Source organism: Streptomyces sp. NPDC058295 (genome assembly GCF_042880655.1).
GTDB lineage: Bacteria > Actinomycetota > Actinomycetes > Streptomycetales > Streptomycetaceae > Streptomyces > Streptomyces coriariae.
The window spans coordinates 62,028-84,419 of record NZ_JBHVYO010000031.1 but is presented as its reverse complement, the minus strand read 5'-3'; the positions used below and the strand labels follow the sequence as shown (position 1 = coordinate 84,419).

Sequence of the window (22,392 nt, the reverse complement as noted above, 5' to 3'; positions counted from 1 at the left end):
GAGTCGTGTGGACCGCTGCATCGTCCTGGTGGACGCCGGGTATCTGCTGGGGGCCGCCGCCAGCCTCCTCGCCGGAGAGCCCTCGCGATCGAGGATCACCGTCGACCACTCCGCCCTCGTCCAGGGCCTGCGGGAACAGGCCGAGTCCGAGACCGAGCGGCCGCTGCTGCGCATCTACTGGTTCGACGGCGCCCCGGACCGCGTCCCCCAGCCCGAACACCGCAGACTGCGCGTGATGCCCCGGGTCACCGTCCGGCTGGGCGCGCTGACCCGCAGCGACGGCCGCTGGGCCCAGAAGGGCGTCGACGCCGCCATGCACGCCGAGCTGACCGAGCTGGCCCGCAACCGCGCCTGCTCCGACGTCGTCCTCGTCACCGGCGACGGCGATCTGCTGCCCGGCATGATGGCCGCCAAGGAGCACGGCGTCGCCGTCCACCTGTGGGCCGTCCAGGCCGCCGACGGCGACTACAACCAGTCGGAGGACCTGGTCGCCGAGGCCGACGAACGGCGCGTCCTGGACCGCATCTGGATCACCAAGGCGGTACGCGCGAAGGAGGTCGGCGGCACCTGCGCGTCGCCGCCCGCGCCCCGGCCCGAGATCGCCGCGATCCTCTCCGCGCCGCTGCCCGACTCCGGCCTCGCCCGCGCCGCCGAGCGCGGCGCCGAGGAGACCGAGCACGCCTCCGCGGCCGGCGCCTCCGAGAACGGCGCCGAGGAGCGCGTTCCCGCGCCCAAGGGGGGCGTGCCGACCCCCAAGGACCTGGCCGCCCTGCGCGCACCCGGTGCCCAGGCCGTCCAGCACCCCACCACGGCGACCCTGCGCTGGTCCTCCGACAAGGGCTGGGTCGACCGTCCCGGCATCCCCGCCGAGCCCTCCGAGGTCGCCGCGATGCCGACACTCGCGCAGCTCACCACGGCGGAGCAGCGGTGGGCCGACCGCGAGGAGGACATCACCACCGTCGGCGGAGACCCGTACGAGGTGGGGCAGGTCTTCGCCCGCCGGTGGATTGCGCGCCTCGGCGAGCAGGGCCAGCTCCAGAAGCTGTCGGGCATGTACCCGCGGATCCCGCACCGCATCGACGGCGAGCTGCTGAGATACGCGGCCCGCTTCGGACTGCTCGCGCACAAGGACGACCAGATCGACGAACACGACCGGTACGCCATCCGGGCGGGATTCTGGCGCGAGATCGACGTACGGACGACCGCCGAGCACGCTCCGGCCGGGGACTGAACCGGCCGCCCGGGACGCCCCGACGGCGAGCGACGGTCCGTGACCCCGTAGTCTCGTCCCTTGTGAGTACGCGCGCGGCACCGCCCATTCGGCACAGGGACGAGGTCGTGTGTGCCGTGCGCGGGCTGACCAAGACCTATCCGGCGGTCCGCGGCCGGCGCGGCACTCCCGCGACACCCGAGGTCCGGGCCACCGACGACGTACGCCTCGACATCCGGCGCGGTGAGATCTTCGGGCTGCTCGGGCCGAACGGCGCCGGGAAGACCACCCTGGTACGGCAGATGACCGGGCTGATGCGGCCCGACTCGGGCAGCGTGGAGATCCTCGGGCACGACATCGTGCGCCACCCCGAGCGGGCCGCGCGGATCCTCGCCTACCTCGGGCAGGAGTCCACCGCCCTCGACGACCTCACCGTCTCGCTGGCCGCCGAGACCACCGGACGGCTGCGCGGCCTCGACGTGCGCGCGGCACGCCGGGAGCGGGACGCCGTCCTGGACGAGCTGGGTCTCACGCCGATCGCCGGACGGCCGCTGCGCAAGCTGTCCGGCGGACAGCGCCGGCTGGCCTGCTTCGCCGCCGTGCTGGTGGGGGAGCGCCCCCTGCTCGTGCTGGACGAACCGACCACCGGGATGGATCCGGTGGCGCGGCGGGCCGTGTGGGCCTCCGTGGACCGGCGGCGGGCCGAGCGCGGGACGACCGTGCTGCTCGTCACCCACAACGTCATCGAGGCGGAGACCGTCCTCGACCGGGTCGCCGTCGTCGACCAGGGCCGGGTCATCGCCTGCGACACCCCCACGGGGCTCAAGGAGCAGGTCGCCGACGAGGTGCGGGTCGAACTGGTGTGGCGCGAGCGGGCGCCGCTGGACGTGCCCGAGGTCGCCGCGCTGCGCGAGCGGGCCGTGGAGTCCGGCCGCCGCTGGACCCTGCGGCTGGCGCCCGACGAGGCCCGCGCGGTCGTAGCCACCGTCACCGGCGGAGCCGCCTTCGCCGCCCTGGACGACTTCACGCTGGCCACACCGAGCCTGGAGGATGTCTATCTGGCGCTGGGCGGGGCGGCGCGGCAGGGGCTGGTGCGGGCTTGAGGGCGACTGGAGCGCGGGGCACCGAGGTGAGCGAGCGAGCCTCCAGGCCCGTATGGGACGGTAGGGGAACCGTAGGGAAGAGGAGCAACGTCACGTGAGTGTCGTACCCGCCGAGGTTCTGCCGGGAAGCGCCCGGGCCGTCACCCAGCCGGTGCCCCGCGCCGCCGCCGAGCTGGCCCCCCGCGCGCGGCTGTGGCCGTCGCTGGTGGCCGTGTACCGGGCACAGCTGTCCCGGGCCCGGGTGGCGCGTATCCCGCTGCTGTTCGTGGCGACCTTCCAGTCGGTCGGCATCCTGATCATGATGCGGGGGGTGGTGGACGGGGGCCGCGAGGCGGAGGCCGTGGTGGCGGGCTCCGCGGTCCTCGTCGTCGCGTTCGTCGCGCTGAACCTGCTCGCGCAGTACTTCGGACAGCTGCGGGCGAGCGGCGGGCTGGACCACTACGCGACCCTTCCGGTGCCGCCCGCGGCCGTGGTGCTCGGCGCGGCGGGCGCGTACGCGTCCTTCACCGTGCCGGGGACCCTGGTGACGGCGGTCTTCGGATGCGTGCTGTTCGGGCTGCCGTTCACCCATCTGTGGATCCTCGCGGCCGTGATCCCGCTGGCCGGCGCCGCCCTGTCCGGACTGGGCGCGGCCTTCGGGCTGCTCGCGCCGCGGCCGGAGCTGGCCACCGTGCTGGGGCAGCTCGGCATGTCGGCGGCGCTGCTGCTGGGCGTGCTGCCGCCGGACCGGATGCCGGAGGCGGTGCGCTTCGCCCGCGATCTGCTGCCGTCGACGTACGGGGTCGAGGCGTTCGCCCGGACCTTCCGGGCGAGTCCCGACTGGGCGTTCGTCCTCGCCGACCTCGCCGTGTGCGCCGGGGTCGGCGTCGTTTCGCTGGCCGTCGCCACCTGGGCGTACCGCCGAGCCGCCGTCCGGTGACGCGCGGCACAGGCGCGCCTGGCACGATGTCAGAGTGACCGCACCGCTGACTCCGCCTCCGCCGCCGCACGAACCCTCCTCGCACACGGCCTGGCCTCCGCCGCCCGGCGGGTACGCGGGGGTGGCCACCGCGCCCCATGACGTCGCGTACGGACAGGACGGGCCCGGCATGAAGACCGAACTGCGCGAAGCCGCCGTCATCACGGTGGCGGTCGCGCTCGCCGGCGCGCTGCTCGGGCTGCTGTGGGTGTGGCTGGCGCCCAAGGTGCCGCTGGTCGGTGACCTGGTGGACGACAACTGGGTCGTCTACTTCAAGGACACCGAGGGGGAACAGGCGATCGGCGTGGACGGAACGTTCACGCTGCTGGCCCTGGCGTTCGGGGCCGTGAGCGCCCTGGCCGTGTTCCTGTGGCGGCGGCGCGGTGGAGTGCCGCTGGTGATCGGCCTCGCCGTCGGGGGGTTCCTCGGGTCGTTGCTGGCGTGGCGGCTGGGGGTGTGGCTGGGGCCCGACTCCGATGTGATCGCGCACGCGCAGTCGGCGGGCAAGGGGGTCGCGTTCTCGGCTCCGCTGAAGCTGGGCGCGAAGGGGGCGTTGCTGGCGTGGTCGTTCGCCGCGGCGCTGATGCATCTGGGGCTCACGGCGTTGTTCGGGCCTCGGGATCCCGATCCGTATCAGGCGCACCTGGGTGTGCCGAAGGACGGGTACGGGGCGCCGATGGGCTAGGGGCATTTCCTCGCCCCCGCCGCCCTTTCCCTTCCCGTCCCTGGGGGCGCTGCCCCCAGACCCCTTATTCGGCCTGCGGCCTCGTCCTCGAGCGCCGGACGGGCTGGTTGGGCGCGGGCGATGGGGGCCAGTACCGCCCCCGTCCCCCGCCGCTCCTTTCCCAGGCGCTGCCCCGAGGCCCCCGATATCGGCCTGCGGCCTCGTCCTCGAGCGCCGGACGGGCTGGTTAGGCGCGGGCGATGGGGGACAGTACCGCCCCCGTGAGGTCGGCCAATGCCGTGGGGGTGAGTTCCACCTCCAGGCCTCTGCGGCCCGCCGAGACGCAGATCGTGGGGTGGGTCGTCGCCGAGGCGTCCAGAACCGTGGGGAGCCTCTTGCGCTGGCCCAGGGGGGAGATGCCGCCCCGGACGTAGCCCGTGGTGCGTTCCGCGAGGGTCGGGTCGGCCATCGCCGCCCGTTTTCCGCCCACCGCCGACGCCAGGGCCTTCAGGTCCAGGGAGCCGGCCACCGGGACCACGGCCACCGTCAGCGCGCCGTCCACGTCCGCGACCAGGGTCTTGAAGACCCGGTCGGGGGAGACGCCCATCGCCTCGGCGGCCTCCTCGCCGTAGGACGGGTGGCTCGGGTCGTGGTCGTAGGCGTGGACCGTGAAGTCCACGCCCGCCGCCGTCAGGGCCACCGTCGCGGGCGTGCCCGCGGACTGCTGCTGTTTCTTCGGCTTCTTCGCCATGCGGGCCTTCAGTTGAGACTGGTCGGGCCGCGCGTCAGGTCCGACGCGGGCAGCGAGGGCAGGCTGCGGATGATCGCCGTCTCCGCGCGCAGCAGTTTCAGCTCGTCCCGCAGGCGGGAGGCCGTGTCGGGGGCCTGGAGCAGGCGCTGCTTGGTCGGGGTGTCCAGCATCATCGCGGCCGCCACCAGGTACGACACCACCGACGGGTCGTCCGGGAGATCCGCGCCGGTGGTCAGCGAGCGCTCGCGGGCGCCCGCCAGGCGCTTCTGGTACTGGCGGAAGGCGCGCAGCACGCCTTCCGCGAGGGCGCCCGCCTCGTCGCCCGGGTCCTCGGGCAGTTCCTGGAGCTCGGCGGTCAGGAACGGGCCGGACGCGTCAACCGACAGCAGCTTCACGCGGGTGGTGCCCGTCGCCAGCACCTCGAAGGTGCCGTCGGCGCGCTCGCGGATCGTCGCCGCGTCGGCCACACAGCCGACGTCGTGGAACGCCTTGAGCGGAGCGTCGCCGAAGCCGGCCGCGGGGCCGCGCTCGGGCAGCGCGGTCTGGCCGGGCAGGCCGTGGGAGCTGGGGGCCACCTCATGGCCGTCGCGGATCGCCACGACGGCGAACCGGCGTGATTCGTCCTCGGGGGTCTTCAACAGGTCGCGCATCATGGCGCGATAGCGCTCCTCGAAGACGTTGAGCGGGAGCACGAGCCCCGGGAACAACGCCGAGTTCAGGGGGAAGAGCGGCAGACGGACGGTGGTCACGACGCTGAAGCCTAGTGGTCCGTGGAGTGGGCTCGTCCGCCGTGCCCGCTCCCTGGACTCCAGGGGGGCCGCTCGGACGGCCCCGAGCGCACTTCCTCGCGTACCGCCAGGAAGTGGCCGAGCGGATCGTCGGACAGTCGGCCCCAGGGGAAGGAGGTGGCGTAGGGGCCGATCAGGCGCAGTTGCGCGAGGGCGTCGTCGTGGCGGTCCAGGCGGACCAGGACGTACGTCAGCACATTGCGGATCTCGGCCGGCCACGGGTCGACGGACGGGAATCGGGCGGAGAGCGCGATGGCGCGGTCGGCCGCCGCGTCCAGTCGCTCGCGCGGTACCTCGGGCCCGCAGCCGTCGGTCAGGTACGCGAAAGCGGCCCGCGTCGGCAGTGCCTGGACGAGGGAGCCGGCCGGCGCGTCCTGCGCGGCACGGTCGGCGAAGTCGAAGCACTCCCCATGGGAGCCGTGCCACGACTCGGCGAGATAGCGCTTGGCGGCGACATGGCAGCCGTAGTGGTGCGGGGCGCGGCGGACTGCGGCCGACCACAGTTCGCCGAAGTACTTGTGTCCGGCGCGGGTGCCGCGCGCGTGGTCCAGGGCGATCCGCCACGGCACCGGGTCGCGGACGTCGCTCTGCGCGGCGGCCGTGATCAGCGGGCTCACCTCGCGCAGCAGCTCGGCCCGGGCCGGTGAGCGCCAGGCCCGGTGCACCGCGAGCTGGGCGGCGACGAGCAGCACGTCCGGGTCGCGCGGGGCGGCGGCGCGCCACTCCTCGAACCACTCCGAGCGGGAGTGCGCGAAGGACGCCAGCCGGGTGACGTACCGGTCCCGGTACTCCCACTCGGCCCGTTCCCGGGTCCGGGCCATGAGCTGGGCGGCGGGCGCGTAGGCGCCCAGTCCGGCGGCGACCAGGGCGGGGCCGAGTCGGTCGTCGGGCACGTCGAGGAGCACCTCGTCGTCGGCGGGGAGCCCGGCGGCGCTGTGGGGGGCGGCGGCGTTCCGTGCCGTCCGGGAGGCCCGGGAGGCGCGGATGAACGGGGGCAGCAGAGCCATGGTGTCGCCCATTGAAAAGCCGCGGGTTCAGATTGCGCCAGAGGGTTCCGGCACCTTCACGAAAGTTGTACACCGTACGGTCAAGGAGCGGTAAAAGGTGACTGTGGGCGACTGCGCGTGAGCCCGCTGTCCACCGGTCATCCCCGCCGCAGCAGTCGCGTGGCCCCCGCCGCGACCGTCGTCGCCAGGATCCAGCCGAGCAGGATCAGCGCCGCCGACAGCCACTGCCAGCCGCCGCGCAGCTGCCACTCGCCGACCTGACCGAGGTCGATGACCGGCAGCAGCAGGTCGAGCGCGAACAGGGCGGGATTCCAGGGCGGGTGCCCGTTCCGGTCGACGGGCGGATGCGCGGCGTGCGCGAAGGCCAGCGAGCTCGCCGCCCACAGCACCGCCATCCACACCGCCGCGCGGCCCGGCCGGTACCCGTAGGCGACCGTCCAGTCCTGGACGTAGCCCCAGAGTTTCGCGGCCGGCGGCAGGGTCTCGCGGCGCCGGCGCTGCTTGGCCAGCAGTACCTCGCGGGCGTCCTCGTCCTCCCCGCCGGCCCGCAGCACGGTGGCCAGCCGTTCGTACGGCTCCGGGGCGTACTCGGCGGTCGCCGCGGCCACCCAGCGCAGCCGCTCGGCCAGCGGGAACGGGCCCTGCGGCACCAGGTTCTCGTAGGCGAAGCCGCCCATGTGCACACTGCCGGGGCCCGGCCACGCGCTCGCCCGGTCCACCAGGTTGATCACCCGGGCGCCCGACAGCACCACCTTGCCGCGCGGCGGCCGCTCCCCGAGGAAGCGCAGCTCGGGCGTCTGCACCCGGCGCAGCGACAGCTCCTGGTCCTCCGTGAACACGAACCGGGCCCGCTCCAGGTCCACGGCGTCCCCGAACCGCCCGTCGTCCAGCCGCACCCCGCCCCGGCACTCGAAGCGCTGGACGCGGGTCCCGCGCGCGGGTGTCGTGCCGCTCAGCGCCTGACCGCCGACGCCGGCCGGGGTCAGGTACAGCGAGCGCTCCACCGTCAGCTGGGGCGCGTTCAGCGCGAGCCGGGTGTACGGGTTGGCCAGCCGCGCGCCGCGCAGGCTCAGCGACACGCCGATCTTGGCGCTGCGCAGGCTCAGCTCGCCGTGCGATTCGAGCAGCTCGGCCTGGAGGTCCTGGCCGACCGTCATGCCGTCGGCGGCGATCGAGCGTCCGCTGCGGTCGCGGTAGACGATCGCCTGGTTGAGCAGCAGGTCCGTGCCGATGTGCGCGTCGGTGAGCCGGACGCCGTTGTGGAAGCGGCAGCGGGGGAGGTGCAGATCGCCCTCGGTGTGCACCCGGGCCGCCTCGAGACGCGGCACCGAGCAGTCCACCATCCGCAGGGTCGTGAACCGCGCCTCCGGCAGCAGCACCTCCCGCTCGAACCGGCAGCGCTTCATCTCCAGGTACGGCACCACCGTGCCGCCCGCGAGGTCCAGGGTGCCGCTGACCTGCACGCCCGCCAGCTTCAGCGAGGCGACCCGGCCGGCCAGCGCGGGCGGCCCGGCCAGCAGCAGCCAGGCGACGATCCGCGCCCGCACGGTCCGCGACGCGCCCCAGGGATGCCCGCCGTGCGGGTCGTCGACGACCGTGTCCCCGCTGCTCAGGTCGTACACGCTGCCGTTGCGGAAGGCCTGCCACATCCCGGCCTCGGCGGCGGTCAGGTCGTCCGGCAGATCCCCCGGGTCGCCTCCCGCGCGGATGCCCGCCCCCTCGGTCACACGATTCACCCCCTCCGTCACCCACGGTTTCGCACAGCTGTTCATGCCCGGTGGGCGGCCCCCCGAACGCTAGAGCCGAAGCTGATCTTCCGGATTCCGGCCAGGTTCTGTATCAGCCATTGATACGCGCGACCGACGCCCGATCCCGGTCTGAGAGAATTGACGGCGTGATCTCCCGAATCGATCTGCGCGGCGACGCCCTCCCCGAGGGACCCGCCCTGCGCGACCTCCTGCCCCGAGCCGACTTCGACGTCTCGGCCGCCCTGGAGAAGGTGCGTCCGATCTGCGAGGCCGTGCATCATCGGGGCGACGCGGCGCTGATCGACTTCGCCGAGAAGTTCGACGGGGTGCGGCTGGAATCCGTCCGCGTGCCCGCGGCGGCGATCGCCGACGCGCTCGAGCGGCTCGACCCGGCCGTCCGCGCGGCCCTGGAGGAGTCCATCCGCCGCGCCCGTCTCGTCCACCGCGAGCAGCGCCGTACGACGCACACGACCCAGGTCGTGCCCGGTGGGTCGGTGACCGAGAAGTGGGTGCCGGTCGAGCGGGTCGGGCTGTACGCGCCCGGCGGCCGGTCGGTCTACCCGTCCTCCGTGGTCATGAACGTCGTGCCGGCGCAGGAAGCCGGCGTCGGCTCCATCGCGCTCGCCTCCCCGGCCCAGTCCGAGTTCGGCGGCCTGCCGCACCCGACGATCCTCGCGGCCTGCGCCCTCCTCGGCGTCGACGAGGTGTACGCGGCCGGCGGCGCGACGGCCGTCGCGATGTTCGCGTACGGCACCGAGTCCTGCCCGCCCGCCAACATGGTCACCGGCCCCGGCAACATCTGGGTCGCCGCCGCCAAGCGCTACTTCGCCGGCAAGATCGGCATCGACGCGGAGGCCGGCCCGACCGAGATCGCGGTCCTCGCCGACGACAGCGCCGACCCGGTGCACGTCGCCGCCGACCTGATCAGCCAGGCCGAGCACGATCCGCTCGCGGCCGCCGTCCTGGTCACCGACTCCGTCGAGCTGGCGGACGCGGTCGCCAAGGAACTGGAGCCACAGGTCGCGGCCACCAAGCACATCGAGGACCGGATCGTCCCGGCGCTCGCCGGCAGGCAGTCCGCGATCGTGCTGGTCGACGGCGTCGACGAGGGCCTGCGGGTGGTCGACGCGTACGGCGCCGAGCACCTGGAGATCCAGACGGCCGACGCGGCCGCCGTGGCCGACCGGGTGAAGAACGCGGGCGCGATCTTCGTCGGCCCCTGGGCGCCGGTGTCGCTGGGCGACTACGCGGCCGGGTCCAACCACGTGCTGCCGACGGGCGGCTGCGCCTGCCACTCCTCCGGGCTGTCCGTGCAGTCCTTCCTGCGGGGCATCCACATCGTCGACTACACGCGGGCCGCGCTGGCCGACGTCGCGCAGCACGTGGTGACGCTGGCGGAGGCGGAGGACCTGCCCGCGCACGGCGCGGCGATCAAGGCGAGGTTCGGGTGGAAGGTACCGGCGAGCAAGTGAACTTCGAAATCGACGATCTCCCCGTACGGGACGAGCTGCGCGGCAAGTCCCCCTACGGCGCGCCCCAGTTGGACGTCCCCGTACGGCTGAACACCAACGAGAACCCCTACCCGCTGCCCGAGGCGCTCGTCGAGCGGATCGCGGAGCGGGTGCGCGAGGCGGCCCGCAACCTCAACCGCTACCCGGACCGGGACGCCGTCGAGCTGCGCACGCGGCTCGCGGAGTACCTGACCGACACGGCAGGGTACGAGGTCGGCTTGGCGAACGTGTGGGCCGCCAACGGCTCCAACGAGGTCATCCAGCAGTTGCTCCAGACCTTCGGCGGACCGGGCCGCACCGCGATCGGCTTCGAGCCGTCGTACTCGATGCACGGGCTCATCGCGCGCGGCACCGGCACCGGCTGGATCTCGGGTCCGCGGCGCGAGGACTTCACCATCGACCTGGCGGCCGCCGAGCGGGCCATCGCCGAACACCGGCCCGACGTCGTCTTCATCACCACCCCCAACAACCCCACCGGCACCGCGGTCCCGGCCGAGACGGTCCTCGCGCTGTACGAGGCCGCGCAGAGCGCCAGGCCGTCGATGGTGGTCGTGGACGAGGCGTACGTCGAGTTCAGCCACGGCGACTCACTGCTGCCGCTGCTCGAAGGTCGGCCGAATCTCGTCGTCTCGCGCACCATGTCCAAGGCCTTCGGCGCGGCCGGCCTGCGCCTCGGCTACCTCGCCGCGCACCCGGCGGTCGTGGACGCCGTGCAGCTCGTCCGGCTGCCGTACCACCTGTCGGCCGTCACCCAGGCGACCGCGCTGGCCGCCCTGGAACACACCGACACGCTGCTGAAGTACGTCGAGCAGCTCAAGTCGGAGCGCGACCGGCTGGTGCGCGAACTGCTCGCGATCGGCTACGAGGTGACGGCGTCCGACGCCAACTTCGTGCAGTTCGGGCGGTTCGCAGACGCCCACACGGTCTGGCAGCAGATCCTCGACCGGGGCGTCCTGGTCCGCGACAACGGCGTACCCGGCTGGCTGCGGGTCACCGCCGGAACCCCCGAAGAGAATGACGCGTTCCTCGACGCGGTCCGTGATGTGAAGAAGGAGCAGAGGCCATGAACCGCGTAGGACGTACAGAGCGCACGACGAAGGAGACGTCGGTCCTCGTCGAGATCAACCTCGACGGCACCGGCAAGGTCGATGTGTCGACCGGCGTCGGCTTCTACGACCACATGCTGGACCAGCTCGGCCGGCACGGTCTGTTCGACCTGACCGTGAAGACCGACGGCGACCTGCACATCGACTCCCACCACACCATCGAGGACACCGCCCTCGCGCTCGGCGCCGCCTTCCGGCAGGCCCTCGGCGACAAGGTGGGCATCTACCGGTTCGGCAACTGCACGGTCCCGCTGGACGAGTCCCTCGCCCAGGTCACCGTCGACCTCTCCGGCCGGCCCTACCTCGTGCACACCGAGCCCGAGAAGATGGCGCCGATGATCGGTGAGTACGACACCACGATGACCCGGCACATCCTGGAGTCCTTCGTCGCCCAGGCGCAGATCGCGCTGCACGTGCACGTGCCCTACGGGCGCAACGCGCACCACATCGTGGAGTGCCAGTTCAAGGCGCTGGCCCGGGCCCTGCGCTACGCCTCCGAGCGCGACCCGCGCGCGGCCGGCATCCTCCCCTCCACGAAGGGCGCCCTGTAAAGCCATGAGCGGACTGTCGACCATCCTGATCGTCGTCGGCCTCTTCCTGGCCGGCGGCATCTACTCGTTCGTCAAACAGCAGATGCCGAAGAGCCTGATCGTGCTGCTCTCGATCGGCGCCGCGATGTGTCTCCTCGCAGGCGTCGTGCGGCTGGAGGTGTGGAATTGAGCACCGCCCCGAACACCTCGAAGAGCCCGAAGAAGGTCGTCGTCTTCGACTACGGCTTCGGCAACGTCCGCTCCGCCGAGCGGGCCCTCGCGCGCACCGGGGCCGATGTCGAGATCACGCGTGACTTCGACACCGCCATGAACGCCGACGGGCTGCTGGTGCCGGGCGTCGGCGCCTTCGCCGCCTGCATGCGCGGCCTGAAGGAGGCCCGCGGCGACTGGATCATCGGCCGCAGGCTGGCCGGCGGGCGCCCCGTGATGGGCATCTGCGTCGGCATGCAGATCCTGTTCGCGCGGGGCATCGAGCACGGCGTGGAGACCGAGGGTCTCGACGAGTGGCCCGGCGCGGTCGAGCCGCTCCAGGCCGAGATCGTGCCCCACATGGGCTGGAACACCGTCGACGCCCCGGCCGACTCCGAGCTGTTCGCCGGACTGGACGCGGACGCGCGCTTCTACTTCGTGCACTCCTACGCCGTGCAGGACTGGTCCCTCGACGTGCACAACCCGCTGCTGCGGGCGCCGAAGGTGACCTGGTCGACGCACGGCAAGCCGTTCGTGGCCGCCGTGGAGAACGGCGCCCTGTGGGCCACGCAGTTCCACCCCGAGAAGTCCGGCGACGCCGGAGCCCAGCTCCTCACCAACTGGATCGGAACACTGTGAGCAAGCTCGAACTCCTCCCCGCCGTCGACGTTCGCGACGGCCAGGCCGTCCGTCTCGTGCACGGCGAGTCGGGCACCGAGACCTCCTACGGCTCCCCGCTCGAGGCCGCCCTCGCCTGGCAGCGCTCCGGCGCCGAGTGGCTGCACCTGGTCGACCTGGACGCCGCGTTCGGCACCGGCGACAACCGCGCGCTGATCGCCGAGGTCGCGGGCGCGATGGACATCAAGGTGGAGCTGTCCGGCGGCATCCGCGACGACGACACCCTCGCCGCCGCCCTGGCCACCGGCTGCACCCGGGTCAACCTGGGCACCGCCGCCCTGGAGACCCCCGAGTGGGTCGCCAAGGTCATCGCCGAGCACGGCGACAAGATCGCGGTCGGCCTCGACGTCCGGGGCACGACCCTGCGCGGCCGCGGCTGGACCCGCGACGGCGGCGACCTCTACGAGACGCTGGCGCGTCTCGACAAGGAGGGCTGCGCGCGCTACGTCGTCACCGACATCGCCAAGGACGGCACCCTCCAGGGCCCCAACCTGGAACTCCTGAAGAACGTGTGCGCCGTGACGGACCGGCCGGTCGTGGCCTCGGGCGGCGTGTCCTCCCTCGACGACCTGCGGGCCATCGCCGAACTGGTGCCCGTCGGCGTAGAGGGCTCCATCGTCGGCAAGGCCCTGTACGCCAAGGCGTTCACCCTGGAAGAGGCCCTGGAGGCGGTCGCCCGGTGAGCGAGGTACGACGCATCACGACCGGCGCGCCCTGGGAGGAGACCTTCGGGTACTCCCGCGCGGTGGAGCTGCCGAACGGCCTGGTACTGGTCTCCGGGTGCACATCGATCGTGGACGGCGAGATCGCCGGCGGCGGTCCCTACGAGCAGACGGTCAACGCCTTCGCTGTCGCGTTCGCGGCACTGGAGCAGCTGGGCCTCGGGCGCGACGACGTCGTGCGCACCCGCATGTACCTCACCCACGCGCGGGACGTGGACGACGTCGGACGCGCCCACAAGGAGCTGTTCGAGACCGTCCGGCCCGCCGCGTCCATGCTCATCGTCTCCGGCCTCGTGGACCCCAGCCTGGTCGTCGAGGTCGAGGTGGAGGCCTATCGAGGAGGGTCCTCGGCATGACCCTTGCCGTACGAGTCATCCCCTGCCTGGACGTGGACAACGGCCGGGTCGTCAAGGGCGTCAACTTCCAGAACCTGCGCGACGCGGGCGACCCCGTCGAGATGGCCAAGGTGTACGACGCCGAGGGCGCCGACGAGCTGACGTTCCTGGACATCACCGCCTCGTCGGGCAACCGCGAGACGACCTACGACGTGGTGCGCCGCACCGCCGAGCAGGTGTTCATCCCGCTGACGGTGGGCGGCGGGGTACGCACCGCCGAGGACGTCGACAAGCTGCTGCGGGCCGGCGCGGACAAGGTGGGCGTCAACACGGCCGCCATCGCCCGCCCGGAGCTGATCAAGGAGATCGCCGAGCGGTTCGGCAGCCAGGTGCTGGTGCTCTCGGTGGACGCCCGGCGGACCCCCGCGGGGACCTTCGAGGTGACGACGCACGGCGGCCGCCAGGGCACCGGCATCGACGCCATCGAGTGGGCGCACCGCGCGGCCGAGCTGGGCGCGGGCGAGATCCTGCTCAACTCGATGGACGCGGACGGCACGAAGGACGGCTACGACCTGGAGATGATCGCCGCCGTCCGTAAGCACGTGACGGTCCCGGTGATCGCCTCCGGCGGCGCCGGCAGGCTCGCCGACTTCCCGCCGGCCGTCGACGCGGGCGCGGACGCGGTGCTCGCCGCGTCGGTGTTCCACTTCGGCGACCTGCGGATCGGCCAGGTCAAGGACGCGCTGCGGGAGACCGGACACCCGGTGCGCTGAGCTCAGCCCTTCGGCTGGGTCAGCTGCACCAGGTTGCCCACGGTGTCGTCCAGGACGGCCGCCACGACCGGGCCCTGGTCCTGCGGGGGATGGGTGAAGCGGACACCCAGCCCCCGCAGCCGCTCGTACTCCGCGTCGAGGTCGTCGACCGAGAAGACGATGCACGGCAGCCCCGCCTCCCGCAGGGCCGCCCGGTACGGCTCCGCGATGGGACCCTGGCCGGGCTCCAGCAGCAGCTGGAGATCCCGCTGGGCCCCCTCCGCCGCGCCCACGGTGACGAACAGCGTGCCTTCGCCCAGATCCATGTGCAGACGCGTCTCGAACCCCAGGACCTCGGTGTAGAACGCGTGGGCCTTCGTGACGTCGTCGACGTACACGCTCGTCATGGCGACCTTGATCATGTGCGGCCTCTCAGATCCCGAGCTGCTTTCCGCCGTGCAGCCTGGTGATGGCTTCCTTCTCGCCGTCCAGTTCCACCTCCGCCGCGCTCTGCCGGCCGTACAGGAACAGCAGCAGCTCCGACGGCTCCCCGGTGGCCGTCACGACCGGCGTGCCCCGGTTGGCGACCGCGGTACGGCCGTCCGGGCGCCGCAGCACCAGACCGGTCGGGGTGCCGCGGCCCATCAGACGGGCGGTGCGCTCCAGGCGGGTCCACAGGGCGTCCTGGAAGACCGGGTCGAGCGCGCGCGGCGTCCAGTCCGGCCGGGCGCGGCGGACGTCCTCGGTGTGGACATAGAACTCGATCGTGTTGGACGCCTCGTCGAGCTGCTTGAGCTGGAAGGGCGAGAAGCGCGGCGGACCCGTACGGATCAGCTGGATCAGCTCCTCGTACGGCTTGGCGGCGAACTCCTCCATCACCTTGTCCAGGCGGGACGCGAGCTGCTTGATCAGGATGCCCCCGGCGGCGTCCGGGCGGCGCTCGCGCACCACCACGTGCGCCGCGAGATCCCGCGTCTGCCAGCCCTCGCAGAGGGTCGGGGCCTCGGGGCCCGCCGTTTCCAAGAGGTCGGCGAGGAGAAGTCGTTCACGCTTGGCGAAAGTCGACATGCCGTCAGCCTACGACTGCGCGGAGGGTCCGCCTACCCGTCGCCCGACCGCCATCCCCCTCCGAGTCGCTTCGCGCCGCTCCTTCCCATCCAGTGGACACGGGCCGTCACTGTCAGTGGCGCGCGGCACAATGGCAGGCATGACCAGCACGCCCCAGCCCAGCAACCTCGACCCCCGGATCGCCGAGCGCCTCAAGCGCAGCGCCGACGGGCTCGTCCCCGCCATTGCCCAGCAGTACGACACCGGTGAGGTGCTCATGCTCGGCTGGATGGACGACGAGGCGCTGCACCGCACGCTCACCACCGGCCGCTGCACCTACTGGTCGCGCAGCCGCCGGGAGTACTGGGTCAAGGGCGACACCTCCGGCCACTTCCAGTGGGTCAGATCCGTGGCCCTCGACTGCGACGCCGACACGGTGCTCGTCAAGGTCGACCAGGTGGGCGCCGCCTGCCACACCGGGGCGCGCACCTGCTTCGACGCCGACGTGCTGGTCGAGAACGCCGATTCCGGCGTACCCGCCACGGATCAGTAAGGTCAGCCGCCATGGACCTCGAGACGTTCCGCAAGCTGGCCACCGACCGCCGCGTCATTCCGGTCACCCGCAAGCTCCTCGCCGACGGCGACACCCCGGTCGCGCTCTACCGCAAGCTCGCCGCCGAGCGCACCGGAACCTTCCTCCTGGAGTCCGCGGAGAACGGCCGCTCCTGGTCCCGGTACTCCTTCGTGGGTGTCCGCAGCGCCGCCACGCTCACCTCGCGCGACGGCCAGGCCCACTGGCTCGGCTCCCCGCCCGTCGGCGTCCCGGTGGACGGCGACCCGCTCGCCGCCCTGCGCGCCACCATCGAGACCCTCCACACCCCCCACGAGGAGGGCCTGCCGCCCTTCACCGGCGGCATGGTCGGCTACCTCGGCTACGACATCGTGCGCCGCCTGGAGAAGATCGGCCCCGGCGACCGCGACGACCTGCGGCTGCCCGAGCTGACCATGCTCCTGACCAGCGACCTCGCCGTCATGGACCACTGGGAGGGCTCGGTCCTGCTGATCGCCAACGCGATCAACCACAACGACCTCGACACGGGCGTCGACGAGGCCTACACGGACGCGGTGGCCCGGCTGGACGCCATGGAGGCCGACCTCTCCCGCCCGGTCGCCCAGCCCCCGGCCGTCCTCCCGCCCTCCGAACTCCCCGAGTACAGCGCCCTGTGGGGCGGCCCCGACTTCCAGGCGGCCGTCGAGGACATCAAGGAGCGCATCCGCGCGGGCGAGGCCTTCCAGGTCGTCCCCTCCCAGCGCTTCGAGACGCCCTGCACGGCGAGCGCGCTGGACGTCTACCGGGTGCTGCGGGCGACGAACCCCTCCCCGTACATGTACCTGTTCCGCTTCCCCCACGCGGACGGAGAGGCCTTCGACGTCGTGGGCTCCTCCCCGGAAGCCCTCGTCAAGGTCGAGGACGGGCACGCCATGGTCCACCCCATCGCCGGCACCCGGCACCGCGGGGCCACCCCGCAGGAGGACCAGGCCCTCGCCGACGAACTGCTCGCCGACCCCAAGGAGCGCGCCGAGCACCTCATGCTCGTCGACCTCGGCCGCAACGACCTGGGCCGGGTCTGCGAACCGGGCTCGGTGGAGGTCGTCGACTTCATGTCCGTCGAGCGGTACTCGCACGTGATGCACATCGTCTCGACCGTCACCGGGAAGGTCGCCGCGGGCCGCACCGCCTTCGACGTCCTCACCGCCTGCTTCCCCGCCGGGACCCTCTCCGGCGCCCCCAAGCCGCGCGCCATGCAGATCATCGACGAACTGGAGCCGTCCCGGCGCGGCCTGTACGGCGGCTGCGTGGGCTATCTGGACTTCGCCGGCGACTCCGACACCGCCATCGCCATCCGGACGGCCCTCCTGCGCGACGGCACCGCCTACGTCCAGGCCGGCGCGGGCATCGTCGCCGACTCCGACCCGGTCGCCGAGGACCAGGAGTGCCGCAACAAGGCGGCGGCGGTCCTGCGCGCCGTCCACACCGCCAACCGGCTGGCGAAATAGGGCGCTTTCGGACAGACGGCCGGGGCACCTTTCGAAGATAGGACGCGTCTCACGTGAACCCCGGGTGACGGTTCGCCCGGGGTTCAGGCGATAGTGGAGTACGTGACTGCCGTTCCGCACCCCCGATCCGAAGCCGCCGCCCCCGCCGGGTCCGGCCGCCGAAGCCTCGCGCTCGCCCTGTTGTTCGGCGCGCTGGGCTCGGCCGTGACCCTGCTGTCCACCCGGCAGCGCTGGTCGGAGGGCACGGCCACGGTGGCCGGCGGCGCCTTCCCGCTGACCGCCAGGGGCAGCGACGTGACGGGCGTGCCCGCGGCGCTCGCCATAGCGGCCCTCGCCGCGCTCGTCGCCGTCTTCGCCGTCCGCAGGACCGGCCGCTTCGCGGTCTCCGCGCTGCTCGCGCTCTCCGGCGCCGGCATCATGGCCGCCGCCCTGCTCGGCGCCTCCGACGGCTCCTCGCTCGACGAGCAGGCCGCCCGGGCCTCCGGCGACACCTCGGCGACCGTCGCCTCCTTCAGCCACACCGCCTGGCCCTACGCCGCGGCCGCGGGAGGCGCCCTGATCCTGCTGGCCGGCCTGCTCGCCCTGCGCTACGGCCGCCTGTGGCCCGCGATGTCCGGCCGCTACGAACGCGACGGCACCCCGCGCCCCCGGCGCGCGGCCAAGCCCGTCGACCCTGACCGGCCCGAGGACATCTGGAAGGCGCTGGACCGGGGCGAGGACCCGACGGGCGCGGATCCCGCCTGAACCCGACCGGGCCGAGCCCGGCCGACGTCCGGTCGCGCGGTTCCCGATGTGGTGAATCAGACGCGACCGGAGGCCACCCCCGCGTCCGCGACGCGCGCCGGTACGGGACAATGGACGACGAGCGTCCGGCTCGGACGGACACAGAGACAGCAATGAGGAGCAAGTCATGGCGGGCAGCAGCCACGGACACACCCCGGCCGCCTGGACCGGTGTCACCATCGTCTTCATCGGGTTCACCGTCGCGGGCGCGTTCATGGTGATGGCCGAGCCGCTCGGCTTCTGGGCCGGCATGGCGATCGTGGCCCTCGGTGGTGTCGTCGGCGGCATCATGCGCGCGATGGGCCTCGGCATGCCGAAGGAGGCCCACCCGGTGCACCAGGTCACGGCCGCCCGCGAGCCGGCGGCCGCCGAGGCCTGAGCCCCGAAGACCTCGGCAGGACTTCCGCAGGACCTCGTGAGGGGCGGCCGGTGCACACCGGCCGCCCCTCACGCGCGCGTGGCGCCCCGGCGGGGCACAATGCGAGGCGTGAACGCCGACAGCCGGCGGGTGACGCCCCGGCCGCCCCCGACACCCCCGGGAACCATGCTCGGACGACTCGCGGTGCCCGCCGGGACCCTCGCGGCCGTCGTCGGGGCCTTCGCGTACGTCGGGACCGTCGACCCCAACGAGCCCGGCCACTATCCGGTCTGCCCCCTCCTGCGCATCACGGGCCTGTACTGCCCGGGCTGCGGCGGACTGCGCAGCGCGCACGCCTTCGTGCACGGCGACCTCGCCGCCGCCCTGCACGACAACGCACTGGCCGTCGTCGGCTATCTGGGCTTCGCGGTGGTGTGGACCGTCTGGGTGGTCCGTGCGGTGCGCGGACGCCCCGCGCGCATGGAACCCGGCTCCGTGCTGCTGTGGACGCTGGGCGCGTTCGTGCTGGTCTTCACGGTTGTCCGGAACCTGCCGTTCGGTGGCTGGCTGCATCCTTGATCAATCAGCGAACGTCCAGGTAGTGGGACCGGCGTCAACCGGATGTGAGGCCTTCGCCTTCCTCCGGATACCATCGCAGTGACCACCTCTTTTCTACTGGTCGCTGGAACTGTCAACCGTCTCTCAACCGCTGGAAGGGGGCCGCTCGCGTGAGTGTGCTCGACGAGATCATCGACGGAGTCCGTGCCGACCTCGCGGAGCGGCAGGCGCGCGTCAGCCTCGACGAGCTCAAGGAGCGCGCGGCGAAGGCCCCCGCCGCCAAGGACGGGGTGGCCGCGCTCCGGGGCGACGGCGTCAAGGTGATCTGCGAGGTCAAGCGCTCCAGCCCGTCCAAGGGCGCGCTGGCCGCGATCGCCGATCCGGCCGGACTGGCCGCCGACTACGAGGCGGGCGGCGCGGCCGTCATCTCCGTCCTCACCGAACAGCGCCGCTTCGGCGGCTCCCTCGCCGACCTCGAGGCGGTCCGCGCCCGGGTCGACATTCCCGTGCTGCGCAAGGACTTCATCGTCACCTCGTACCAGCTGTGGGAGGCCCGCGCGTACGGCGCCGACCTCGCGCTGCTGATCGTGGCCGCCCTCGAACAGCCGGCCCTCGAGTCGCTGATCGAGCGCGCCGTCTCCATCGGCCTCACCCCGCTCGTCGAGGTCCACGACGAGGACGAGGTCGAGCGCGCGGTCGACGCGGGCGCCAAGGTGATCGGTGTCAACGCGCGCAACCTGAAGACCCTCGAGGTCGACCGGGGCACCTTCGAGCGCGTCGCCCCCGAGATCCCGGCCCACGTCGTCAGCGTCGCCGAGTCCGGCGTACGGGGCCCGCACGACCTCATCGCGTACGCCAACGCCGGCGCCGACGCGGTCCTGGTCGGCGAGTCCCTGGTGACGGGCCGCGACCCGAAGACGGCGGTGGCCGACCTGGTGGCGGCGGGCGAGCACCCCGCGCTCCGGCACGGCCGCGGCTGATCCCCCGATAGGATCGGCCCCGATGACACCCACGACGACGGCCATGGACAGGTACGCCCGCCTCGCGCGCGGCTGCCGCCCCCGTGGCTGCCGCGCGCCCGCACGCCGGGTGCACGGCCGACGCGTGCGGTACGTCATCGGAGACGAACCCGGCCAGGTGAACGGCATGCGATGGCAGCGCCCCGTCAGGGGCGCGGGGCTCTTTCGGATGTGCGGCCACCGCCGCGCTGGCGCGACCGGCCACCACGGTCCCGCAGCCGACTGACCGTCCCCGCCCCCACGGCGACCGTGCCCGACACACACTCACCGTGAGGTTTCCGCATGCCCAGCGAGTTCTTCATTCCCGACCCCGAGGGTCAGGTCCCCACCGCCGAGGGCTACTTCGGCGCGTTCGGCGGCAAGTTCATCCCGGAGGCCCTCGTCGCCGCCGTGGACGAGGTCGCCGTCGAGTACGACAAGGCCAAGCACGACCCCGAGTTCGCCCGCGAGCTCGACGACCTGCTCGCGCACTACACCGGCCGGCCCAGCTCCCTCACCGAGGTGCCGAGGTTCGCCGAACACGCCGGCGGTGCCCGGGTGTTCCTCAAGCGCGAGGACCTCAACCACACCGGCTCCCACAAGATCAACAACGTCCTCGGGCAGGCGCTGCTCACCCGGCGCATGGGCAAGACGCGCGTGATCGCCGAGACCGGCGCCGGCCAGCACGGCGTGGCGACGGCCACCGCCTGCGCCCTCTTCGGCCTCGAGTGCACCATCTACATGGGCGAGATCGACACCCGGCGCCAGGCCCTCAACGTGGCGCGCATGCGCATGCTGGGCGCCGAGGTCGTGGCCGTGAAGTCCGGCAGCCGCACGCTGAAGGACGCCATCAACGAGGCCTTCCGCGACTGGGTCGCCAACGTCGACCACACCCACTACCTGTTCGGCACGGTCGCCGGACCGCACCCCTTCCCGGCGATGGTGCGCGACTTCCACCGCGTCATCGGCGTCGAGGCCCGCCGCCAGATCCTGGAGCGCGCCGGACGCCTCCCCGACGCGGCGGTCGCCTGCGTCGGCGGCGGCTCCAATGCCATCGGCCTCTTCCACGCCTTCATCCCGGACGCCGACGTCCGGCTGATCGGCTGTGAGCCGGCCGGTCACGGCATCGACACCGGCGAGCACGCGGCGACCCTGACCGCGGGCGAGCCCGGCATCCTGCACGGCTCGCGCTCCTACGTCCTCCAGGACGACGAGGGCCAGATCACCGAGCCGTACTCCATCTCGGCGGGCCTGGACTACCCGGGCATCGGCCCCGAGCACTCCTACCTCAAGGACAGCGGCCGCGGCGAGTACCGCGCGGTCACCGACGACGCGGCCATGCAGGCGCTGCGCCTGCTGTCGCGCACCGAGGGCATCATCCCGGCCATCGAGAGCGCGCACGCACTGGCCGGGGCCCTGGAGGTCGGCAAGGAGCTCGGCAAGGACGGGCTGATCGTCGTCAACCTGTCCGGCCGCGGCGACAAGGACATGGACACGGCCGCCCGTTACTTCGGCCTGTACGACACCGACGCCGAGGTCGCCGCAAACACGGCCGACACCGCCGAGATCGAGGGGGACGCCAAGTGAGCGGGGCCGAATTCACCGGTGGGAAGAGCGCGCTGCTGTCGGACACCCTCGCCGCCGCCAAGGCGGAGGGCCGTGCCGCGCTCATCGCCTACCTCCCGGCCGGGTTCCCGACCGTGGACGGCGGCATCGAGGCGATCAAGGCCGTCATCGACGGTGGCGCGGACATCGTCGAGGTCGGTCTGCCGCACAGCGACCCGGTCCTCGACGGCCCGGTCATCCAGACCGCCGACGACATCGCCCTGCGCGGCGGGGTGCGGATCGCGGACGTGATGCGGACGGTCCGGGAGGCCTTCGAGGCCACCGGGAAGCCGATCCTCGTCATGACGTACTGGAACCCGATCGACCGCTACGGGGTCGAGCGCTTCACCGCCGAGCTGGCCGAGGCGGGCGGCGCGGGCTGCATCCTGCCCGACCTTCCGGTCCAGGAATCCGCGCTGTGGAGGGAGCACGCCCACAAGCACGGCCTCGCGACCGTCTTCGTCGTGGCGCCGAGCAGCAGGGCCGCGCGGCTCGCGCAGATCACCGAGGCGGGCAGCGGCTTCGTCTACGCCGCCTCGCTGATGGGGGTCACCGGCACCCGCGAGTCGGTGGGCGCGCAGGCCCAGGACCTGGTCGAGCGGACCCGTGCCACCGGCACCGGCCTGCCCGTCTGCGTCGGCCTCGGTGTCTCCGACGCGAAGCAGGCCGCCGAGGTCGCCGGCTTCGCCGACGGCGTGATCGTCGGCTCGGCCTTCGTCAAGCGGATGCTGGACGCGCCGGACGACGCGGCCGGTGTCGAGGCGGTCCGCGAGCTCGCGGGCGAGCTGGCGAAGGGCGTGCGCCGACAGGCGTAGGCGGGGCGGGCGTAACAGAGCGGGATATTTCTCCGGGTCACTCGAACGGGTGGACCTGGGGTCGGGGAGGCGCATTGCGCCTCCCCGGTTCGTTCTG

Annotated in this window: 27 protein-coding genes; 21 read left to right on the top strand and 6 right to left on the bottom strand. The window is 72.8% G+C overall.

What is annotated here, in order from left to right:
- Nucleotides 1–7 precede the first annotated feature (7 nt).
- The 4 genes from ACFVYS_RS29205 (at nucleotide 8) to ACFVYS_RS29190 (ending at nucleotide 3,956) form a co-directional block, all read left to right on the top strand.
- Nucleotides 8–1,231 carry an NYN domain-containing protein gene (locus tag ACFVYS_RS29205; RefSeq protein WP_389506791.1) on the top strand — a complete coding sequence of 408 codons (1,224 nt, stop codon included), beginning with the start codon at nucleotides 8–10 and terminating at the stop codon, nucleotides 1,229–1,231.
- A gap of 107 nt (nucleotides 1,232–1,338) precedes the next feature.
- Nucleotides 1,339–2,313 carry an ABC transporter ATP-binding protein gene (locus tag ACFVYS_RS29200; RefSeq protein ID WP_389506789.1) on the top strand — a complete coding sequence of 325 codons (975 nt, stop codon included), beginning with the start codon at nucleotides 1,339–1,341 and terminating at the stop codon, nucleotides 2,311–2,313.
- A 94-nt stretch (nucleotides 2,314–2,407) separates the two neighbouring features.
- Entirely contained in the window at nucleotides 2,408–3,232 is an 825-nt protein-coding gene (locus ACFVYS_RS29195; RefSeq protein WP_389506787.1) for an ABC transporter permease, read from the top strand.
- 34 nt (nucleotides 3,233–3,266) lie between these two features.
- Nucleotides 3,267–3,956 (top strand): DUF2567 domain-containing protein, encoded by a 690-nt coding sequence (locus ACFVYS_RS29190; protein WP_389506785.1) that lies wholly within the window; start codon nucleotides 3,267–3,269, stop codon nucleotides 3,954–3,956.
- Between the two features lie 226 nt (nucleotides 3,957–4,182).
- Here the strand turns inward: ACFVYS_RS29190 and ybaK are convergent, their stop codons facing one another.
- From ybaK to ACFVYS_RS29170, 4 genes are all read right to left on the bottom strand, one after another.
- Complete coding sequence (gene ybaK / locus ACFVYS_RS29185) at nucleotides 4,183–4,686, bottom strand: Cys-tRNA(Pro) deacylase (RefSeq protein ID WP_389506783.1); 504 nt, start codon at nucleotides 4,684–4,686, stop codon at nucleotides 4,183–4,185.
- A gap of 8 nt (nucleotides 4,687–4,694) precedes the next feature.
- Complete coding sequence (locus ACFVYS_RS29180) at nucleotides 4,695–5,435, bottom strand: LON peptidase substrate-binding domain-containing protein (protein WP_389506781.1); 741 nt, start codon at nucleotides 5,433–5,435, stop codon at nucleotides 4,695–4,697.
- An 11-nt stretch (nucleotides 5,436–5,446) separates the two neighbouring features.
- Nucleotides 5,447–6,493: a hypothetical protein gene (locus ACFVYS_RS29175; RefSeq protein WP_389506780.1), complete on the bottom strand. Its 1,047-nt coding sequence runs from the start codon at nucleotides 6,491–6,493 to the stop codon at nucleotides 5,447–5,449.
- Nucleotides 6,494–6,618: 125 nt separating this feature from the next.
- Entirely contained in the window at nucleotides 6,619–8,208 is a 1,590-nt protein-coding gene (locus ACFVYS_RS29170) for an oxidoreductase (RefSeq protein ID WP_389506778.1), read from the bottom strand.
- A 167-nt stretch (nucleotides 8,209–8,375) separates the two neighbouring features.
- On the opposite strand from ACFVYS_RS29170, the gene hisD reads away from it, so the two are divergent.
- The 8 genes from hisD to hisF are packed head-to-tail and all read left to right on the top strand — an operon-like array spanning nucleotide 8,376 to nucleotide 14,094.
- Nucleotides 8,376–9,701: a histidinol dehydrogenase gene (hisD, locus tag ACFVYS_RS29165; protein ID WP_389506777.1), complete on the top strand. Its 1,326-nt coding sequence runs from the start codon at nucleotides 8,376–8,378 to the stop codon at nucleotides 9,699–9,701.
- Nucleotides 9,698–10,807 carry a histidinol-phosphate transaminase gene (locus ACFVYS_RS29160; RefSeq protein ID WP_389506775.1) on the top strand — a complete coding sequence of 370 codons (1,110 nt, stop codon included), beginning with the start codon at nucleotides 9,698–9,700 and terminating at the stop codon, nucleotides 10,805–10,807. Before hisD ends, ACFVYS_RS29160 begins: the two co-directional genes overlap by 4 nt.
- A complete protein-coding gene (gene hisB, locus ACFVYS_RS29155) occupies nucleotides 10,804–11,397 on the top strand; it encodes an imidazoleglycerol-phosphate dehydratase HisB (protein ID WP_057599520.1) in 594 nt (197 codons plus the stop codon). The genes ACFVYS_RS29160 and hisB overlap by 4 nt, the downstream gene beginning before the upstream one ends.
- Before the next feature lie 4 nt (nucleotides 11,398–11,401).
- Nucleotides 11,402–11,566, top strand: coding sequence for a hypothetical protein (locus ACFVYS_RS29150; RefSeq protein WP_389506773.1), 165 nt, complete (start codon nucleotides 11,402–11,404; stop codon nucleotides 11,564–11,566).
- The gene (gene hisH / locus ACFVYS_RS29145) at nucleotides 11,557–12,225 is read left to right on the top strand and encodes an imidazole glycerol phosphate synthase subunit HisH (RefSeq protein ID WP_389506771.1); all 669 of its coding nucleotides are present in this window, start codon (nucleotides 11,557–11,559) and stop codon (nucleotides 12,223–12,225) included. The genes ACFVYS_RS29150 and hisH overlap by 10 nt, the downstream gene beginning before the upstream one ends.
- A complete protein-coding gene (priA, locus tag ACFVYS_RS29140) occupies nucleotides 12,222–12,947 on the top strand; it encodes a bifunctional 1-(5-phosphoribosyl)-5-((5-phosphoribosylamino)methylideneamino)imidazole-4-carboxamide isomerase/phosphoribosylanthranilate isomerase PriA (protein WP_389506769.1) in 726 nt (241 codons plus the stop codon). Before hisH ends, priA begins: the two co-directional genes overlap by 4 nt.
- Nucleotides 12,944–13,342, top strand: a complete 399-nt coding sequence (locus ACFVYS_RS29135) for a RidA family protein (RefSeq protein ID WP_389506768.1) — start codon at nucleotides 12,944–12,946, stop codon at nucleotides 13,340–13,342. The genes priA and ACFVYS_RS29135 overlap by 4 nt, the downstream gene beginning before the upstream one ends.
- Complete coding sequence (hisF, locus tag ACFVYS_RS29130) at nucleotides 13,339–14,094, top strand: imidazole glycerol phosphate synthase subunit HisF (protein WP_389506766.1); 756 nt, start codon at nucleotides 13,339–13,341, stop codon at nucleotides 14,092–14,094. Before ACFVYS_RS29135 ends, hisF begins: the two co-directional genes overlap by 4 nt.
- Before the next feature lie 2 nt (nucleotides 14,095–14,096).
- Here hisF and ACFVYS_RS29125 read toward each other — a convergent pair whose 3' ends face one another.
- Together ACFVYS_RS29125 and ACFVYS_RS29120 are read right to left on the bottom strand one after the other, a co-directional pair.
- On the bottom strand, nucleotides 14,097–14,495 hold the full coding sequence (locus ACFVYS_RS29125; RefSeq protein ID WP_389506764.1) for a VOC family protein: 399 nt from the start codon (nucleotides 14,493–14,495) through the stop codon (nucleotides 14,097–14,099).
- Between the two features lie 10 nt (nucleotides 14,496–14,505).
- The gene (locus ACFVYS_RS29120; protein WP_327182519.1) at nucleotides 14,506–15,141 is read right to left on the bottom strand and encodes a TIGR03085 family metal-binding protein; all 636 of its coding nucleotides are present in this window, start codon (nucleotides 15,139–15,141) and stop codon (nucleotides 14,506–14,508) included.
- A gap of 139 nt (nucleotides 15,142–15,280) precedes the next feature.
- Here ACFVYS_RS29120 and hisI point away from each other — a divergent pair, with 139 nt between their 5' ends.
- The 9 genes from hisI (at nucleotide 15,281) to trpA (ending at nucleotide 22,295) form a co-directional block, all read left to right on the top strand.
- A complete protein-coding gene (gene hisI / locus ACFVYS_RS29115) occupies nucleotides 15,281–15,673 on the top strand; it encodes a phosphoribosyl-AMP cyclohydrolase (RefSeq protein WP_389506762.1) in 393 nt (130 codons plus the stop codon).
- 11 nt (nucleotides 15,674–15,684) lie between these two features.
- A complete protein-coding gene (locus ACFVYS_RS29110; protein WP_389506760.1) occupies nucleotides 15,685–17,178 on the top strand; it encodes an anthranilate synthase component I in 1,494 nt (497 codons plus the stop codon).
- Nucleotides 17,179–17,271: 93 nt separating this feature from the next.
- Nucleotides 17,272–17,922 carry a TIGR02234 family membrane protein gene (locus ACFVYS_RS29105; RefSeq protein ID WP_314222589.1) on the top strand — a complete coding sequence of 217 codons (651 nt, stop codon included), beginning with the start codon at nucleotides 17,272–17,274 and terminating at the stop codon, nucleotides 17,920–17,922.
- A 166-nt stretch (nucleotides 17,923–18,088) separates the two neighbouring features.
- Nucleotides 18,089–18,340 carry an HGxxPAAW family protein gene (locus ACFVYS_RS29100; protein ID WP_389506757.1) on the top strand — a complete coding sequence of 84 codons (252 nt, stop codon included), beginning with the start codon at nucleotides 18,089–18,091 and terminating at the stop codon, nucleotides 18,338–18,340.
- 99 nt (nucleotides 18,341–18,439) lie between these two features.
- A complete protein-coding gene (locus ACFVYS_RS29095) occupies nucleotides 18,440–18,898 on the top strand; it encodes a DUF2752 domain-containing protein (RefSeq protein WP_389506755.1) in 459 nt (152 codons plus the stop codon).
- Nucleotides 18,899–19,047: 149 nt separating this feature from the next.
- Nucleotides 19,048–19,857: an indole-3-glycerol phosphate synthase TrpC gene (gene trpC / locus ACFVYS_RS29090; RefSeq protein WP_028806852.1), complete on the top strand. Its 810-nt coding sequence runs from the start codon at nucleotides 19,048–19,050 to the stop codon at nucleotides 19,855–19,857.
- A gap of 22 nt (nucleotides 19,858–19,879) precedes the next feature.
- Nucleotides 19,880–20,122 (top strand): tryptophan biosynthesis modulator TrpM, encoded by a 243-nt coding sequence (gene trpM, locus ACFVYS_RS29085; protein ID WP_389506753.1) that lies wholly within the window; start codon nucleotides 19,880–19,882, stop codon nucleotides 20,120–20,122.
- 56 nt (nucleotides 20,123–20,178) lie between these two features.
- Nucleotides 20,179–21,462, top strand: a complete 1,284-nt coding sequence (gene trpB, locus ACFVYS_RS29080) for a tryptophan synthase subunit beta (RefSeq protein ID WP_389506751.1) — start codon at nucleotides 20,179–20,181, stop codon at nucleotides 21,460–21,462.
- Nucleotides 21,459–22,295 (top strand): tryptophan synthase subunit alpha, encoded by an 837-nt coding sequence (gene trpA / locus ACFVYS_RS29075; RefSeq protein ID WP_389506749.1) that lies wholly within the window; start codon nucleotides 21,459–21,461, stop codon nucleotides 22,293–22,295. Before trpB ends, trpA begins: the two co-directional genes overlap by 4 nt.
- The last annotated feature ends 97 nt before the right edge of the window (nucleotides 22,296–22,392 follow it).